The organism is Streptomyces sp. NPDC060027, assembly GCF_042737005.1.
In the GTDB taxonomy this organism is placed as follows: domain Bacteria; phylum Actinomycetota; class Actinomycetes; order Streptomycetales; family Streptomycetaceae; genus Streptomyces.
In genome coordinates this window covers 1-16,170 of record NZ_JBHWVI010000207.1, presented here as the reverse complement: position 1 = coordinate 16,170, position 16,170 = coordinate 1, and the positions used below count along the sequence as shown (strand labels likewise).

Here is a 16,170-nt window from a genome sequence, read left to right as displayed (position 1 = left end):
GTCTCGCGGGCCAGCACTCCTACGGCGTCCCGGGACGCCTGGGGGTGCGCCCAGGACTCCGTGCCCGCCTGTCCACCGCGGCGGGCGTCCTGCGATGATCACCGGACAACCTGTGCGCCCGCCCGATCGCGGGCTCTCGCCCCGCGCTCGACCCCTTCCGGTCGGGCGGGGCGGGACGCGACGCAGCCCGTGAGGAGTCCGAGTGACGTACGACGTCGGCGCGCTGCGCGCCGAGATCCCCGCCCTGCTGTCCGGAGTCGCGCACTTCGACGGCCCGGGCGGAACGCAGACCCCGGCACGGGTCGCCGGGGCGATCGCGGACGCGCTCACCGGTCCGCTGTCGATCCGGGGGCGCTGGACACCGGGAGAGGTGAACGCGGAGGGAATCGTCCAGGGGTTCCGGCAGGCGGTGGCCGACCTGGTGGGCGGCGATCCCTCCGGAGTCGTCTTCGGCCGCAGCGCCACCCAGCTCACGTACGACTTCGCCCGTGCGCTGGCGAAGGACTGGGAGCCCGGGGACGAGGTCGTGGTCAGCCGTCTCGACCACGACGCGAACATCCGTCCCTGGCTCCAGGCGGCGGAACGGGCCGGGGCCCGAGTGCGCTGGGCGGACTTCGATCCGGTGACGGGTGAACTCCCGCCCGCGGCGGTCGGCGAGCTGCTGACCGAGCGCACCCGGCTGGTCGCCGTCACCGCCGCCTCGAACCTGATCGGGACCGTGCCCGACATCGCCGGGATCTCGCGTCTGGTCCACCGGCACCCGCGGGCGCTGCTCTACGTCGACGGGGTGCACTACGCGGCGCACGCGTTCGTGGATCTCGCGCGGCTCGGTACCGACTTCTTCGTGTGCTCGCCCTACAAGTTCCTCGGCCCGCACCACGGTGTCCTGACCGCCTCCCCGGAACTGCTGGAGCGGTTGCGACCGGACAAGCTGCTGCCGTCCACCGACGCGGTTCCCGAGCGCTTCGAACTCGGAACGCTGCCCTACGAACTGCTCGCCGGTACCACCGCCGCGATCGACCTCCTCGCCGGGCTCGCCCCGGTCACGACGGGCGGGCGCAGAGACCGCCTGCGGTCCGCCTTCGCGGCGATCGAGGCGCACGAGGGAGCGCTGCGCGAGCGGCTGGAGGCGGGCCTGGCCGAGCTGCCCGGCGTCACGGTCCGCTCGCGGGCGGCCGAGCGCACGCCCACCCTGCTGCTGACGTTCGATCACCGGGACGCGGCCGACGCCTATCCGTTCCTCGCGGACCGCGGTGTGCACGCGCCCGCCGGATCGTTCTACGCGCTGGAGGCGTCCCGGCACCTCGGCCTCGGTGACACCGGTGGTCTCCGCGTCGGTCTCTCGCCGTACAACGACAAGGACGACGTCGAACGGCTGCTGGAGGGCTTGGCCGCGTTTCTGCGGTCGTAGGAGCAGGAGCAGGAGCGGGAGCAGGGCAGGGCAGGGGCAGGCGGTGGATCAGGTGTTGGGTGTCGCCGGTCCGGGACCGGCGTCGCCCTCGCCGGACCGGTTCTCCGGCGCGGCGATCAGACGGAGTGCCTCGGCAAGGTGTCCCGGGCGGAGCAGCCCCGGACCCGACTGCCTGCCCCAGCCAGGTCCGCTGAGCAGGACCTGGCTCCGCGTCCGCGCTCCCCGCACCCCCCAGCGCGTCGCGGCGATGTGACAGGCGAGCGGCAGGTTCGCCGTGTTCCGCGTCTGCGACCACAGGACGACCGACGAAGGGCCGACGCGCTGCACCGCCGTCATGAGCGCTTCGGGCGGGACGGCGCCACCGAGCGTCAGGACGGGCACCCGCCGTTCCGCCAGCGCCGCGTTGAGCGCCTCCAGGGGCAGGGTGTGCATCTCGCCCGGAAGACAGGCGAGCAGCACGGGCGGCGCCACGGTGTCCCGTCCGTGCTTCGCCGCGGACACGTAGACATGCCGCAGAGTGGCGGAGACGTGCCAGGACAGGAGGTGCTCGACCTCGACGTAACGGTCGCCCGAGGACTCCCACTTGCGGCCCACCGCCCGCAGGGTGGGCACCATCACGTCCTCCCAGGCCCTGATGAGACCGTGGGTCCGGACCGCGGCCGTCAGCTGTTCCTGGACGGCGAGGGCGTCCAGCCGGACGGCGGCACGCGCGAGACCCCGGCACTCCTGGCGCACGTCACCCAACGGCAGCCCGGTGCCCGACCGCGAGCCCGGTGTGCCGAGTGTGCCCTGCCCCGACCCCGGTGTGCCCGGCCGCGGGGCCGACATCGACGACCGCTCCGGAATCCGGATGCCCGCGAGTGCGCGGGCGACCATGAGGGGAGCTGCCGTGACAGGGCCGCGCGCCGCCTCCTTCGCGACGCGGGCGGCCTCGGCCGGGGCCAGGCCTGCGGCGGTCAGCCGGCACATCTCCTGGACCATCGCCACGTCGTCGGGGGCCCACCGGCGATGGCGGCCGTCCGCCCGTACCGCGGGCCCCAGCCCGTACCGCCGGTCCCAGGAGCGCAGCGTCGTGGGCGACACCCCGAGCTTCCGCGCCAGGAAACCGGTGGTCACGCCCACGCCGGCGGTCTCCGCCTCCTCGTGGGCCCTCAGTTCCACGCGGCGGCCCCGGCGGGAACGATGGACGAGGCGCCGGAGTGCGGGGCGCCCCGCCCGCGGGTGGAGGACCCGGGCGTGCAGCGGCAGCAGATCATGTCGGGGCCTCGCCTCGATTCCGGAGCCGTCCGGGACCGGCCGGTCCGCCGGGCTCACCCCTCCTTCGGTGCGGGGACGCCCGGCGGATGCAACGAACCGAGCCGTCGTGGCGACGGCGTCGCCCCGCCTCCCGCGGGGGAGACTCCGCCGGTCCGGTGTTCACCCGCCGAACCGTGTCGGCCGACCAGCACGCTGCCATGGTGGGGGCGCCGGCCCGGCCGCCGGTCACGCGACCGGGGCGGCGGTTCGCCGACGTGAGGGTTCCATCGCCCAGCGCACGGCCGAGGTGAAGGCGAAGCCGAGCGGACGCACGCACACGCTGTCCACCAACTGCGGCCGGGGCAACCGTAGTTCGGCAGCGGCCCAGGCGGGCAGCAGGGACACGGCGTTCGCCGCCAGCACCCCGTAGGGGAGGCGGGCGACGAGCGGCAACGGCGGGTTCAGCAGGAGGAACCGTGCGGCATCGCGTGCCTCCGGAGTCGCCCGCACCTCGCCGCGGTACTCGGCCAGCCGCTCGGTGAGTTCGGCGCGGTTCGTCGGCGGGTCCAGGACACCCAGCGCGGTGGCGACGCGGGCCGTGTCCGCCACGTACGCGTCGCAGCCGGCGGCGGACAGCGGACGCGCGCCGTACCGCTGATGAGCGCGCAGGAAGCTGTCGATCTCCGCGACGTGGACCCAGCCGAGGAGGTGCGGATCGGCCGCGTGGTACGCCGTTCCCTCAGAGGTCGCCCCACGCACCCGCTCATGGACGGCCCGGACCCGGTCGCAGGCCTCCTGGGCGCTCTCGGCCGTCCCGTACGTCGTCACCGCCAGGAAGGTGCTCGTGCGCTGGAGTCGTCCCCAGGGGTCCCCGCGGAAGCCGGAATGAGCGGACACGGCGGCCATGGCGAGCGGGTGGAGCGACTGGAGCAGCAGCGCGGAGAGCCCGCCGATGAACATCGACGCGTCCCCGTGCACCCTGCGGATCGGGCGGTCCGGGCCGAACCACCGGGGTCCGGGCGTGCCGTGGATCCGCGCGCGGTTCTTCGGTCCCTCCGGGCCCGCGACCCGGGAGAACAGAGCGCTGCCCAGCCGTTCCCGCACTCCGGCACCGTCCGGTCCGGTCAGTCTCATGGGGGCGATGGCCTCCCTCCGCGTCATGCTCCGGGTGGGCCCGCGGATCTGCCGGGAACCGGCGAGACGATGCGCCGGTCGGCCGCGCCGTACTGGCGCGCGACCCCCGGATTATTCGCCGCCGCGGAGCCTGGCGGATGCGCGCGCGACAGGCTGTTCCGAGGCTGCGCGCGCCCAAGCGGAAGCACTGTTCAGGATGGCCGAACGCAGGGAGGAAAGTCCACAGTGCCCACGGCCGCCTCCGTGCGACGCCGGACCCGGTCCGTCGCCGGAGCACCGCGCCCCGTCGCTCCGCCCACCGCGCGCGGTCGGTCCGCCGTCCGGTTCCGCTCACGGCGACGGCTCACGCGTGCCTCTCTCGCGTACCTCTCTCGCGTACGGCTCACATGGCGATACGAGTGCCCCAGGCCTCCGCCCGCGCGACCGCGTGGGCGACGTGGGCGGCGGCGACGTCCAGCGCGGCATGCCCCGTCGACTTGAACACGGTGAGTTCGCCGTCGTCGCGACGACCTGGGTGTTCGCCGGCCAGGACCGAACCGAGGAGCGTCACGGACCGCTCGGGCGGGAGGTCCTGCAACTCGTGGGCGCCGGACGGGGGCCGGGTCGTGGCGGCGCCGGGCCATTCGGCGAACAGGCGGGCGTCCCGGACGGTGTCCGCGTCCAGCTCGGGACCGTGGGAGCCGCCCACCGAGCTGACGTGTGTGCCGGGGGAGAGCCAGGCGCGACGGATCACCGGCCGCACGGCGCCGGTGCAGCAGAACACCGTGTCGGCGCCGCTGACCGCTTCCTCGATGTCGCGCGCGACCCGGCCGGCGGGGTGGAGAGCGGCGGCGCTCTCCACCCGCTCCGGATCGCGGCCCGCCACGGAGACGCGGGCCTTGGGATCCAGGGCCGCGAGCAGCGCGATCTGGGCGCGTGCCTGGGCACCGGTTCCGACGACGGCTACCCGGGTGCCGTCCGGGCGCGCCAGGGCCCGAGCGCTCAGTGTGGCGGTCGCCGCCGTGCGGATCTCGGTGAGGGGCTCGGCGTCCATCAGGGCCAGCGGGCGCCCGTCCGTCGCGTCGAAGAGCGCGACGAAGCCCCGGTGAGTGCTGCGCCCGGGCCGTGCCGCGTCGGCGAACACGGAGACGAGCTTGGCAGCGAGCCCGAGACCGGGCACATGCCCGGGCATGGCACCGAGCAGGCCGCCCGGGGCGTGGGCCGCGATCCGCGGGGGCACGGAGACCTCGTCACGGCCGATGGCGACGAGAGCCGTGGCCACGGCGTCCAGAACGCGGTGCGGATCGAGCGCGGCACGCGTCCGCGCCCCGTCGAGGAAGAGGATCTCGCTCATGCCGGACCTTCGGTGGACGTGGAGGTGGAGGTGGAGGTGGACGGGGAGGGGGCCGTGGGCTGGGACGAGGGTGTGGGCCGGGACGCGCCCGGTTCGGGGGCCTGGGGGACCTCGGGGGCTCCGGGGCCGGAGAGGATACGCGCCAGCTCGTCCGTCGCCTCACGCAGTCGTTCCCGCAGGAGGGGGAGTCGGGCCTCGTCGAACTCCGCGCCCAGGCCGACCAGGGTGAGGGCGCAGACCGGCGCGCCCGGACGCGTGACCACGGCACGGGCCAGCGAGGCGACCGGCTGTTCGTTGTGCCCGTACTCGACGGCGAACCCGGCCCGCTCGGTGCGCTCGATGTCGGCCAGCAGCCCCTCGGGTCCGGTCAGCGGGTGTCCGCTCACCTCCACGGCGCGCAGGTAGGGGACCCGGTCGGCCGGGGCGAGGGCGGCGACGAGCGCGAGCGGACCGGCGAACAGGTGGACGGGCAGGGCCTCACCGGTCAGCCGGCTGATCATCGCCAGGCGGTCGGGGCGTACGACGTCGATCACGCGCGAGCGGTCGACCTCCGGAACCTGGAGGTTGACCATCATGCCGGTGCGCTCGGACAGCGCCTCGAGCACCGGTCGGGCGAGCGCTCCGAGTGAGTTCCTGGCAGCCGAGGACGACAGTTGCAGGACCGCCGTGCCGGGCAGATAGCGGTCACCGGCGCGCAGCACCCAGCCGCGCCGGACCAGGTCGACGAGGACGCGATAGGCGGTCGCACGGTGCAGGCCGACCTCCTCGGCCAGGTCGGTGAGGCGCGGCGGCTGGGGCGCACGGGCCACGGCCTCGACCAGGTCCAGGGCCTTGTCCACCGCGGTACGGGGTGCTGCGGGCAATTCCGACCCCTCCTTGTGGCGTCGTGAGATGCGAGCGTACGGTAGCGCATGTTGCGAGAGACGATACGTCTGTTACCTAGAGCGTAACAACGACTCAGGCAGAGCTACGACGAGGTGAAGATGACGGACGAGGCTTCGGGCGCACCGGCCCCGCACGCACCCGCGGTGAAGGGAGCCGTCGCGGTGTACCGCGGCGCGACGCTGTTCGACGGAACCGGGCGGCCGGCCCGGAACTCGACGTCGATCGTGGTCGACGGCCCGGTGATCCGTGCCGTCGGGGACGACGCCGCGATCGCCGAGGACCTGCCGGCCGACGCCGAGGTCTTCGACCTCGACGGCCGCTTCGTCGTGCCCGGTCTGATCGACGCCCACCAGCACATCGCGACGCCGCCCGACCGGCCCGTCGCCGAGGCGGTGCTGCGCCGGCTCGTCTACAGCGGAGTCACCGCCATCCGTGACATGGCCGACGACCTGCGCCAGGTGGGCGACCTCGCGCGGGCCACGCTCGTCGGCGAGATCCCCGGCCCCGACATCCGGTACGCCGCGCTGATGGCGGGACCCGGCTTCTTCGACGACCCGCGCACCCACCAGGTGTCCCAGGGTGAGACCCCTGGCGCCGTGCCGTGGATGCAGGCGATCACGAAGGACACCGACCTGCGGCTCGCCGTCGCCCTGGCGCGCGGAACCCATGCCGCCGCGATCAAGGTGTACGCGGACCTCGACCACGCCACCGTCGCCGCGATCACCGCGGAGGCGCACCGCCAGGGCATCCCCGTCTGGGCCCACGCCACCGTCTTCCCGGCCACGCCCGGTCAGATCGTGGCCGCCGGCGCGGACAGCGTCTCGCACGTCACCCTGCTCGCCTTCGAGGGCACCGACGGACCGCTGATCAGCTACAAGAACAAACCACCGTTCGACCACGACCGGTTCGCCGCGGGTGACGATCCCCGGATCGAGGAACTCTTCGCCCTGATGCGGCAGCGGGGCACCGTCCTCGACGCGACCGCGAGCATGTGGGCGAGCGAGGCCCTGGCGGGCGAAGGTCCCGAGGACGCGGCGCGGGCGGCGGCCAACACCGGACTCGCCGTGGCGCTCACCGCCCAGGCGCACCGCGCCGGTGTGGACATCGCGACCGGCACGGACTACGAGACCGACCCCAAGGACCCCTTCCCCGCGCTGTTCGACGAGTTGTCCTTCCTCGTGCGCCGCTGCGGGATGTCCCCCGAGCAGGTGCTGCGCTCGGCCACGCTGATCGGTGCCAGGAGCGCCGGCGCGGAGGACGTCATGGGAAGCGTCGAAGCGGGCAAGCTCGCCAACTTCGTCGTCCTGGAGGACGATCCGCTGCGGGACATCGAGCATCTGCGCAGCGTCGCGCTGACCGTCAAGCGCGGCCGTCGCTTCGAGCGCCGTGACTTCGAGCGCACCGCCCCCGGCGCCGGGCGGCCCGGCCGCGTCCAGACCTCCGAGGCCGACGGGCCCGGAGCGACCCACCCCGTCGAGGAGACCCGATGACCGTCCTCCCCATGATCATCAACGCGCTCGGGCAGCTCGACAATCCGAACGCCCCGCAGTCGGCCGAGGCCGCCGCGCAGCTCAACCCCTCCAGCGAGCAGATGACCGTCGACGCCCGCACCCTGGCCGACGCCCATGCCTCGGGCCTCACCGCCGTCAACATCACGCTCGGCTACACGATGGGCGATCTGCCTCCGTACGAGCACACGCTGCACGAGATCGACGTCTGGGACGGGATCATCCGCGACCACGCGGCCGACCTCCTCAAGGTCCGTACGACCGCCGACATCCGCCGGGCCAGGGCGGAGGGCCGGATCGGCGTCATCTACGGCTTCCAGAACGCCGTCGCGGTCGGTGAGGACACCGGGCGCGTCGCCACCTTCGCCGACCGGGGCGTGCGGGTCGTCCAGCTCACGTACAACCAGGCCAACCACATCGGTGACGGCTCGATGGCGCCCGCCAACCGGGGGCTGACCGACTTCGGCCGGAGCGTGGTCGAGGCCCTCGACGAGCACCGCCTCATGGTCGACCTGTCCCACAGCGGCGAACGCACCTGCCTCGACGCCGCGAAGACCGCGCGGCGCCCCGTGTCGATCAACCACACCGGGTGCCGGGCCGTCGCCGACCTCCCCCGCAACAAGACGGACGAGGAACTGCGCCTGGTGGCCTCGCGCGGCGGCTTCGTGGGCATCTACTTCATGCCATTCCTGAACGTGTCGGGTCACGCGACGGCCGCGGACGTCGTGGAGCACATCGTCCACGCGGTCGACGTGTGCGGTGAGGACCACGTCGGTATCGGCACCGACGGAACGATCACCTCCATCGACGACCTCGACGCCTACCGCGCACACCTCGCCGAGCACGTGGCCCTGCGACGCGAGGCCGGCGTCGGCGCGGCGGGGGAGCGCGACGACACGTTTCCCTTCGTGCTCGACCTGCGCGGAGTGAACCAGTTCCGCGAGTTGATCCGCCTCCTGGAACAGCGCGGCTACTCGTCCGGGCGCATCGAGAAGATCCTCGGCGGGAACTTCCTGGACTACGCCGACCGGGTGTGGACCCCGGAGGCCGCCGCCCAGTAGGTGATGTGCGGGTCAGGGGCGCCGATTCCCCGACCGGGGCGGGCAGTCGCCGCGTCCGGGCGGCGAAGTGATCGTGTCCTGGGCAGCGAAGTGATCGTGTCCTGGGCGGATTCGGGCCGAGAAGACATCACATTCGCTCCGGCTCGGTCGATGTGCGTTCCTTTTCCGCGAGGGGCTGCGGTGGGTGTTTCCCGTCGGGAGACTTCACCCACCGCAGTTCGGTGTTAAGCCTCCTCCGTCATGGATGGCCGTACGTTCCGGCTGCCGTGATCAGGGGGGAACGTGGAACGACCGACGAACGGAGTCGCGGAGGCGCGGCCCGGTCAACTGACGTGTCTCGAACCGGGATGCGCGTACTTCCACCAGCATCAGCCGGGGTCGCACTGCCCCGGGTGCGGAAGCCGCACGAAACACCGCCCGACGCCCGACCTCTACGCGCAACTGGGATATCCGCGCCCGGCCGCGCCCCCGCGTCCGGCGTCTCCGCCGTCGGCTCCACCCGGGTCTCCGCCGTCCGCAGCACCGCTGGGGGCCCGCGAAGTACTGTCGCGCGCCCTGTTCGGCGGTTTCTGGGCCGTGGTCGCCGTCGTCGTGGGGAGCATCTCCCTGGCCGGCCTGTTCGCGGGTCGTATCGGTGGATTCCTGCTCGGAATCGCGGTGGCCGCGGCAGCGGGTTTCTACGCCGTGTACGTGTTTCGCGGCGGGCGATTCCGCTTTCTCATCATCTGAGACCGCCGCTGCCCGGGGCCTCCCTTCGGCTTCGAGGCCCGTTTGGTCCAGGCCGAGGGGTGCTGCGGTCCCCTATCCGAACGTCGGCAGCCCCGTGACCCGTATCCGCGCGAGCATGCCGTCGGCCGAGACCGGCCCGGTGGTCGTTTCGCCGCTCGGGTCCGGGGCCGGTGACTGCGTGGACTCCCCGGGCGTGCTGCTCGGAGTGGGGGTCGGCGAGCCGGACGCCTCACCGGCGGGCGCGGCGGGAGTGGTACGCGGACGTGCCGTGCCGGCCCGGCCGCTCGGCGAGGGGGCTGGCGAGGGGGCCGTGCTCGCACCGTGGCCGGGCGGCCGCTCCTCGGACCCGATGACGCCGACCCGTCGGTCGGTGCCCGGGGCGTCCATCGGCAGAGCCGTTCGCCCGGCGGGCAGCCCGCGCGGATTCGTGCGGGAGGCCGTACCGTCCGCGGGCGAGGGGGACGGCGTGCCGGTGGGCCGCTGACCGACGCGCGACGCGCCACCGGCGACCGAGGGATTCTTGTGCGCCTTGCGGGCCCCGTTCGGCAGGGACAGCCAGGGCGCGGCCGAGTCGCTGCCGCTCACCAGGGTCGCGAGGGCCGTGGCGAAGCAGACGCAGGAGACCGCGACGATCCAGCCCATGCTCCGGACCCAGGAGCGCCGGCGCCCGCTCTCGTCGACGAACACGGCTCCCTCACCGGACGCGACGACTACTGTCCGGCTCCGTCCCGCGCACGTCGACGGCCCCGTGATCCCTGCCATGCCCTGCTCCTTGACGTTCCTTGTCGCCGGTCGCGCCTCGGCGACTGCGCGCCGGTTCGGATGGCGACTCCGCGCTGATCCAGAGATACGAAGGAGATCGCTCGTTGACTCATTCCGACCGGTTGTGATGCATCTGGACCGGGTTCGGTTCTGGAAGACGGTCGGTGAAGCGAACATCGAGGCAACGGAATCGATTGTCCGGACGCGCGAATCAATCGTCACATCTTGCCGGAGCTGCGTATACGTTCGTACTATTGCCGAATCCGTTCACCGGCAGATCCGTTCACCGACAGGAGTCTCTCGATGGACCGCAGTCGCCTGCAGCAGCTCCTGGCGCGTGAGAGCGCCGAAGCCGAGCGCCGCAACCCGCGGTCCAGGGCCGCGTACGAGCGGGCCGATCATCTGTTCGGCAGGGTCCCGATGACCTGGATGAACAAGACCGCGGGAGCCTTCCCGCGCTACCTGGACACGGCACGCGGCGCCCGCATCACCGACATCGACGGCCACGAGTACATCGACTTCTGTCTCGGTGACACGGGCGCGATGGCCGGTCACTCCCCGGAAGTGGTGGCCGAGGCGGTGCGGACCCGGTTCGCCGAGAGCGGTGGCGCGACCGCGATGCTTCCCACCGAGGACGCGGAGTGGGTGGGTGCCGAACTGACCCGCCGCTTCGGCCTCGCGCGCTGGAGCTTCTCGCTCACCGCGACCGACGCCAACCGCTGGTCCATCCGGCTGGCGCGGGCGGTCACCGGCCGCCCGAAGATCCTGGTGAACAGCTACAGCTACCACGGCAGCGTGGACGAGTCGCTGATCGTGGTCGGCCCGGACGGGCACGGCACGGCCCGCCCCGGAAACGTCGGCGCCCCCTGCGACGTCACCCTCACCAGCCGCGTCGCCGAGTTCAACGACCTGGACCAGCTGGAGCGCGAACTCGCCCACGGCGACGTCGCCGCCGTCCTCATGGAGCCCGCACTCACCAACATCGGCATCGTGCTCCCCGAGCCGGGCTACCTGGAGGGCGTCCGCGCCCTCACACGCCGGTACGGGACCCTCCTCATCAACGACGAGACGCACACCTTCTCCGCGGGCCCCGGTGGCTGCACCGCAGCCTGGGGCCTGGAGCCGGATCTGCTCACCATCGGCAAGGCCATCGGCGGAGGGATCCCGGCCGGCGCGTACGGACTCTCGGCCGAACTCGCCGACCAGCTGCTCGGCCGCGCCGACCTGGACCTGGTCGACATGGGCGGCGTCGGCGGCACCCTCGCCGGAAACGCCCTCTCCGTGGCCGCGATGCGCTCGACCCTGGAGCACGTCCTCACCGACGCGGCGTTCGACACGATGGCGAAACTCTCCGAACGCTTCGAGGCCGGGGTCAGGGCGGGTATCGAGGAACGGGCCCTGCCGTGGTCGGTGAGCCGGCTCGGCGCCCGCACCGAGTACCGGTTCGCCGACCCCGCTCCGCGCACCGGAACGGAATCGGCCGCGGCGGCCGACACCGAGCTGGAGGACTTCCTCCATCTGTACCTCGCCAACCGGGGCATCCTGCTGACCCCCTTCCACAACATGGCGCTCATGTGCCCGGCGACCACCGAGGAGGACGTGGACCGGCACACCGACGTCTTCGCCGCCGCCCTGGCCGAACTGATCGGCTGAACGGCGCCGTTAACCTTGTGACCGGGTCAGCCGGAGAGGAACAGCGTGGACGAGATCGACCGGGCCATCCTGCGGGAACTGCAGATCGACGGCCGGATCGCCTATGCCGAACTCGGGCCCAAGGTGGGCCTCTCCGCGTCGGCGGCCCGCCAGCGCCTGCAACGCCTGCTCGACTCGCAGGCGGTCCAGGTGGTCGGGGTCACCGACCCGATGGGCATGGGCGGTCAGTCGATGGCCCTGCTCGGCATCGCCGTGGACGGCGATCCGCGAGCGGTCGCCGACGAGCTGGCCGAACGCGCCGAGGTCGTCTACTCGGTCCTGACCTCGGGCGGCTTCGACCTGTTCGCCGAGGTCGTCTGCCCGGGGCCGCGGGATCTGCTGGACTTCGTCAACGACGTCGTACGGCCGATCGAGGGCGTCCGTCAGGTGCAGTCGTTCCCCTACTTCGGGATCCACACGCACCGGTTCCTGTGGAACGTGGGCTGAGCACACCGCTCGCCGCCCCTGAGGGGCCTTTAGGGCGCCATGTCCCGCGACGACTCTCCGCCGGGCGTGGCGATCCGCACCCCCAGCGGGCGGGCCAGGCCGATCACCCCTTCGTCCAGGCGCTGGAGGTGCCGCAGGACCCGGCCCGTGACGCGGTCGTGGCGCGGCGCGTCCGGTGTCTGCGGCTCCAGCATGGAGGCGAGGCTCGCGCCGGTCTCCGCGACGCCGTCGCCGGCGTCGTCCGCCACCCGTGCGACGAGGACATCGATGTTGCGACTGATCCGGCTGCCCGCCAGCTTGAGCCGCGGGTCCGCGGCGACCGTCCTGCTGTAGGGAACGAGTTCGGCCGTCGCCGCCAACGTCCGTGCGTGATAGGCGCACGTCTCCAGCAGTGCGACGACATAGCGGGCGGTGTGCCGGCGCGCCCGCAGCGGATTGATCCGGTGCGTCAGCGGTTTGGTGGAGGACCGCAGATTATCCAGGGCCGTGTCCAGATCACGGGCCTTGTCCAGCAGATCGAGCGAGACCCCGCCGCTCAACTGCTCCACCGCCGCGTCGCTGACGTCTCCGAGCCGGACCAGCACCGTGGCGAGGAGCTCGTCCGTACGGCGGTCGGTGGGGACCGGGAGGACCAGGGCGGCCGCGACCATCCCGCAGACGGCGCCGAGCGCGGTCTCCTCGATCCGCAGCACGAGCACCGCCGGGCTGTAGGTGTTGAGCAGGGTGTACAGCAGTCCCAGCATCGCCGTCACGAAGAAGGACGAGAGGATGTAGGACAGCGGGGCGGTGAAGTACATGGCGAAGATCAACAGCAGCACCAGCGCGAACGCCGTCCAGGTGTGGTTGCCGACCACACCCGCCAGCACGACTCCCGCGATGACGCCGAGGACCGTGCCCAGCAGCCGGCGATAGCCCTTGACCATGATCTCCCCCGTCGAGGAGGTGTTCAGGAAGACCACCCAGCAGGTCAGCACCGCCCAGTACCACCGCTGAGGCGAGAGCATTTCTCCGCCCACGATGGCCAGGGCCGACCCCACCGAGACCTGCACCGCGGCCCGGGTCGTGGGCCGGTCCAGCCCCTTGGGGTCCGGCTCTTCGAGCTCCGCCTCCTCGGCGGCGATGGCGACGTCCTCGGCATCCAGTTCCTCGCGGGAACGAATCGTCTCGGGGGTGTCGTCGGACTCGTCCTGGGGGCCGTCGATCGCCAGGCGCAGGCCGAGGACGGCGCGGGCCGCCTCTCCGATGCCGCGGAAGACGTCCTGCACGGCCGCCGACGCGCGCGGCAGATTCTCCTCGTCCCGGTAGCCGAGCAGCCGGTTGCGCACCTGTGCCAGTCCGGTGCCGTGCTCACTGGAGAGGGGGCGGACCACGAGGAGCCGCAGCGCGTCGAGATCACGGCGCAGGACCGCGGTCGTGTCGTCCTGTGCCCGGAGCCGGTTGCCGGGTGCGGGCAAGGGCGCGTGGGGCAGGTGCAGGGTGAGCGTATCGGCGCGTTCGGCGCTGCGAGCCGTGAGGATGAGGAGCCCGAGCCGTTCGGCGGAGATCTCGGCGTCGGCCACCCGCCGCTGGAGCAGCGAGGCGGTGGTGCTGTCGCTGGTGCCCTCCTCCAGGCGGCCCTGGATCATCATCGCGCTCTCGTGCAGACGCCGAGTGTGCAGCCGTACGTCGTCCAGCGCCTTCTCGACGTGGTCGGTGTCGGCGTCGAGCAACTCGGTCTGGGCACAGACCAGCTGGGCGAAGCGGGCCCGGAACGCCTCGCGCAGCCGGGTGAGGACGCGTTCGGGTGTCTCGACGACGACGACGAAGCGCACCACCGCGCTGCAGGCGAAGCCGATGGCCAGGACCGCGCACAGCCCCGGGAGCGTGGAGGGGGTGGCGCCGACGAAGAGGGACACGAAGTAGACCTGGAACCCGATCAGCCCGAGCGCCGTCCCGCGATCGCCGTACCGGCGGCAGTAGACCGCGACGAAGATGAGCACGATGAAGAACACGTCGCCCGCGACGACATGGCCGCTCAGCAGCGCGCCCAGTGACATCGCCGCGATCGCCACGGGCAGGCCGAGCGCCAGCGTGAGCGCCTGTTCGCGGCGCTGCTTCTCCTTGAGGGCGAAGGTGGCGACCATGGCGGCCATGGCGCCGGTCACCATGTGACCGACATCGGTTCCGAGCAGACCGAAGACGGCGAGCGCGAGAGCGATGGCACCGACGGTCCGCAGTCCCGCCATGAGTCGCAGGAGCCCCGGGTCGGATGCCGCGAACCGGTCCCAGATCCCCGCCCGACTCGGCCGTGTCACTGTCCTCACGCTGCCGCTTTTCCCTGCTCCCACGTCACGATCCGGACTTCCAGCATGGCACGCGCGGGCGACCGGTTCCTCGCAGCCTCACCGGCCGCGGTCGGCGTGATCGTCGTACGGGTGCCGCCGTGTTCCCGGTGGGGGAGCGGACACGACCGGGCCGCGTCTCGGCAGGTGTCCGGAGCCCTCGGCGCGCGTCCGGGGCGCGGCCCGGCGTGGATCCACGCGGTCCCGGCGGGCCTCCGCGCGCAACCATGCGGACTCAGCGCCGATCCGGGCGGAGGAAGACCTCGTCGCTGTAGCACCACGCCCAGGTCTCGCCCGCCTCCAGGGACCGGGCCAGTGGATGCCCGGACAGCTCGTAGTGGGCGGTCGCGTGCCGGCCCCGGGAACTGTCGCAGCAGCCCACATGCCCGCAGGTCAGGCAGGCGCGAAGGTGCACCCAGGAGGTGCCCTGGGCGAGGCACTCCGCGCAGCCGCCCGTGTCGGTGGAGCCCGCTTCGGGCACGGCGAGCTCCAGATGCGAGCAGCTCCGCCCCTCCGGCCGGCCGCCGTCCTCGGCGACGATCCACCCGTGTTCCGATGCCTCATGAGGTGCCATGCGACGAGTCTCCCCGCCCGGAAACGGCAGCGCAGTCCTTGGGCGGCCGGGAGACGGCCGGCGGCGACCGGTCCCGGCCGGTCGGAAGAGCACGGTGCACCGTCGACCGGCCCACGCGGGGTGCGCCGGCGCGGACATGGCCCTCGGCGCTTCACCGGGCCGGGCGGGCGCCGACTCGGCGCCGCGTTGTACGGCCGTCCTGCCCGAACCTCTTGTGGGAGCGCTCCCAAGGAGTCAGGATGCCGCTCATGAACCCATTGCCGATCATTCGCGCCTACCGGCCCACTGACCGTGCGGCCGTCGCCGACGTCTGTGTGAGCACCGCGGACGAGGGAGGGGATTCGCGTGCCCGGTTCCCCGACGAGGAGTTGATGCCGACGATCTTCGCCGAGCCCTACTGTCATCTCGATCCCGGACTGGCCTTCGTCCTGGACGACGGGAGCGGCCGGGCGGTCGGCTATGTCGTCGGCACCGGGGACACCGCGGACTTCGTCGCGAGGTTCCGCGACATCTGGATCCCGCGCGTCGCGCACCGCTATCCCGCCCTCACGGCACCGCCCCGCACGCCGAGCGAGGAGATGGTCGGGCTGCTGCACACTCCCGAGCGCATGATCCTGCCCGAACTCGCCGACCACCCGGCGCACTTGCACATCGACCTGCTGCCGGACTTCCAACGGCGCGGTCACGGAAGGGCGTTGATGGACACCTTCCTGACCGCGCTGCACGACCGCGGGGTGCGGGCCGTCCATCTGGGCATGGTCACCGCCAACACGTCCGCGCGGGCGTTCTACGACCGTCTCGGCTTCCACGAGATCCCCGTCGAGGACCCCGGTCCGCTCACCTACCTGGGCAGGTCCACGGTGGTCGAGAAGGCGGCGGACGCCGAACGGCCGCTCACCGTGCGGGTGTCGGGGAGTTCCGGGCGTCCGTAGCCGCCCCGGTGTGCGGGGAGGTGCCGCTCCCGTTCGGCGCGCCGGTCGGGGCGTACCGCTGGCGGAAAGATGCGGACGTACGACGGATGCAACCGGTTCCGGCGGCCGGCGGACCGCCGGAACCGGTGCGGGTACGCCGTGGACC

General features: G+C 72.6%; 14 protein-coding genes. 7 read left to right on the top strand and 7 right to left on the bottom strand.

What is annotated here, in order from left to right; genetic code table 11:
- Nucleotides 1-202: 202 nt before the first annotated feature.
- Nucleotides 203-1,411 carry a cysteine desulfurase-like protein gene (locus tag ACFWBT_RS34475; protein ID WP_385706903.1) on the top strand — a complete coding sequence of 403 codons (1,209 nt, stop codon included), beginning with the start codon at nucleotides 203-205 and terminating at the stop codon, nucleotides 1,409-1,411.
- A gap of 48 nt (nucleotides 1,412-1,459) precedes the next feature.
- Here ACFWBT_RS34475 and ACFWBT_RS34470 read toward each other — a convergent pair whose 3' ends face one another.
- The 4 genes from ACFWBT_RS34470 to ACFWBT_RS34455 form a co-directional block, all read right to left on the bottom strand.
- On the bottom strand, nucleotides 1,460-2,572 hold the full coding sequence (locus tag ACFWBT_RS34470) for a MerR family transcriptional regulator (protein WP_385706906.1): 1,113 nt from the start codon (nucleotides 2,570-2,572) through the stop codon (nucleotides 1,460-1,462).
- Nucleotides 2,573-2,893: 321 nt separating this feature from the next.
- Nucleotides 2,894-3,781, bottom strand: a complete 888-nt coding sequence (locus ACFWBT_RS34465) for an oxygenase MpaB family protein (RefSeq protein WP_385706902.1) — start codon at nucleotides 3,779-3,781, stop codon at nucleotides 2,894-2,896.
- Between the two features lie 382 nt (nucleotides 3,782-4,163).
- Entirely contained in the window at nucleotides 4,164-5,114 is a 951-nt protein-coding gene (locus tag ACFWBT_RS34460) for an ornithine cyclodeaminase family protein (protein WP_385706901.1), read from the bottom strand.
- Nucleotides 5,111-5,977: an IclR family transcriptional regulator gene (locus ACFWBT_RS34455; protein WP_385706900.1), complete on the bottom strand. Its 867-nt coding sequence runs from the start codon at nucleotides 5,975-5,977 to the stop codon at nucleotides 5,111-5,113. The genes ACFWBT_RS34460 and ACFWBT_RS34455 overlap by 4 nt, the downstream gene beginning before the upstream one ends.
- A gap of 120 nt (nucleotides 5,978-6,097) precedes the next feature.
- Between ACFWBT_RS34455 and ACFWBT_RS34450 the strand changes: the two genes are divergently transcribed.
- From ACFWBT_RS34450 to ACFWBT_RS34440, 3 genes are all read left to right on the top strand, one after another.
- Nucleotides 6,098-7,489, top strand: a complete 1,392-nt coding sequence (locus ACFWBT_RS34450; protein WP_385706899.1) for an amidohydrolase family protein — start codon at nucleotides 6,098-6,100, stop codon at nucleotides 7,487-7,489.
- Complete coding sequence (locus tag ACFWBT_RS34445; RefSeq protein WP_385706898.1) at nucleotides 7,486-8,568, top strand: dipeptidase; 1,083 nt, start codon at nucleotides 7,486-7,488, stop codon at nucleotides 8,566-8,568. The genes ACFWBT_RS34450 and ACFWBT_RS34445 overlap by 4 nt, the downstream gene beginning before the upstream one ends.
- A 576-nt stretch (nucleotides 8,569-9,144) precedes the next feature.
- Nucleotides 9,145-9,297 carry a hypothetical protein gene (locus tag ACFWBT_RS34440; RefSeq protein WP_385706897.1) on the top strand — a complete coding sequence of 51 codons (153 nt, stop codon included), beginning with the start codon at nucleotides 9,145-9,147 and terminating at the stop codon, nucleotides 9,295-9,297.
- A 72-nt stretch (nucleotides 9,298-9,369) separates the two neighbouring features.
- On the opposite strand, the gene ACFWBT_RS34435 is transcribed toward ACFWBT_RS34440, so the two are convergent.
- The gene (locus ACFWBT_RS34435; protein ID WP_385706896.1) at nucleotides 9,370-10,059 is read right to left on the bottom strand and encodes a hypothetical protein; all 690 of its coding nucleotides are present in this window, start codon (nucleotides 10,057-10,059) and stop codon (nucleotides 9,370-9,372) included.
- A 303-nt stretch (nucleotides 10,060-10,362) separates the two neighbouring features.
- Between ACFWBT_RS34435 and ACFWBT_RS34430 the strand changes: the two genes are divergently transcribed.
- Both ACFWBT_RS34430 and ACFWBT_RS34425 read left to right on the top strand, forming a co-directional pair.
- A complete protein-coding gene (locus tag ACFWBT_RS34430; RefSeq protein WP_385706895.1) occupies nucleotides 10,363-11,712 on the top strand; it encodes a transaminase in 1,350 nt (449 codons plus the stop codon).
- Nucleotides 11,713-11,757: 45 nt separating this feature from the next.
- Nucleotides 11,758-12,198 (top strand): Lrp/AsnC family transcriptional regulator, encoded by a 441-nt coding sequence (locus tag ACFWBT_RS34425; protein WP_266754948.1) that lies wholly within the window; start codon nucleotides 11,758-11,760, stop codon nucleotides 12,196-12,198.
- A 29-nt stretch (nucleotides 12,199-12,227) separates the two neighbouring features.
- Here the strand turns inward: ACFWBT_RS34425 and ACFWBT_RS34420 are convergent, their stop codons facing one another.
- Nucleotides 12,228-14,423: an FUSC family protein gene (locus ACFWBT_RS34420; RefSeq protein ID WP_385706905.1), complete on the bottom strand. Its 2,196-nt coding sequence runs from the start codon at nucleotides 14,421-14,423 to the stop codon at nucleotides 12,228-12,230.
- 331 nt (nucleotides 14,424-14,754) lie between these two features.
- Nucleotides 14,755-15,093, bottom strand: coding sequence for a UBP-type zinc finger domain-containing protein (locus ACFWBT_RS34415; protein ID WP_385706894.1), 339 nt, complete (start codon nucleotides 15,091-15,093; stop codon nucleotides 14,755-14,757).
- Nucleotides 15,094-15,341: 248 nt separating this feature from the next.
- On the opposite strand from ACFWBT_RS34415, the gene ACFWBT_RS34410 reads away from it, so the two are divergent.
- Nucleotides 15,342-16,025, top strand: a complete 684-nt coding sequence (locus ACFWBT_RS34410; protein WP_385706904.1) for a GNAT family N-acetyltransferase — start codon at nucleotides 15,342-15,344, stop codon at nucleotides 16,023-16,025.
- The last annotated feature ends 145 nt before the right edge of the window (nucleotides 16,026-16,170 follow it).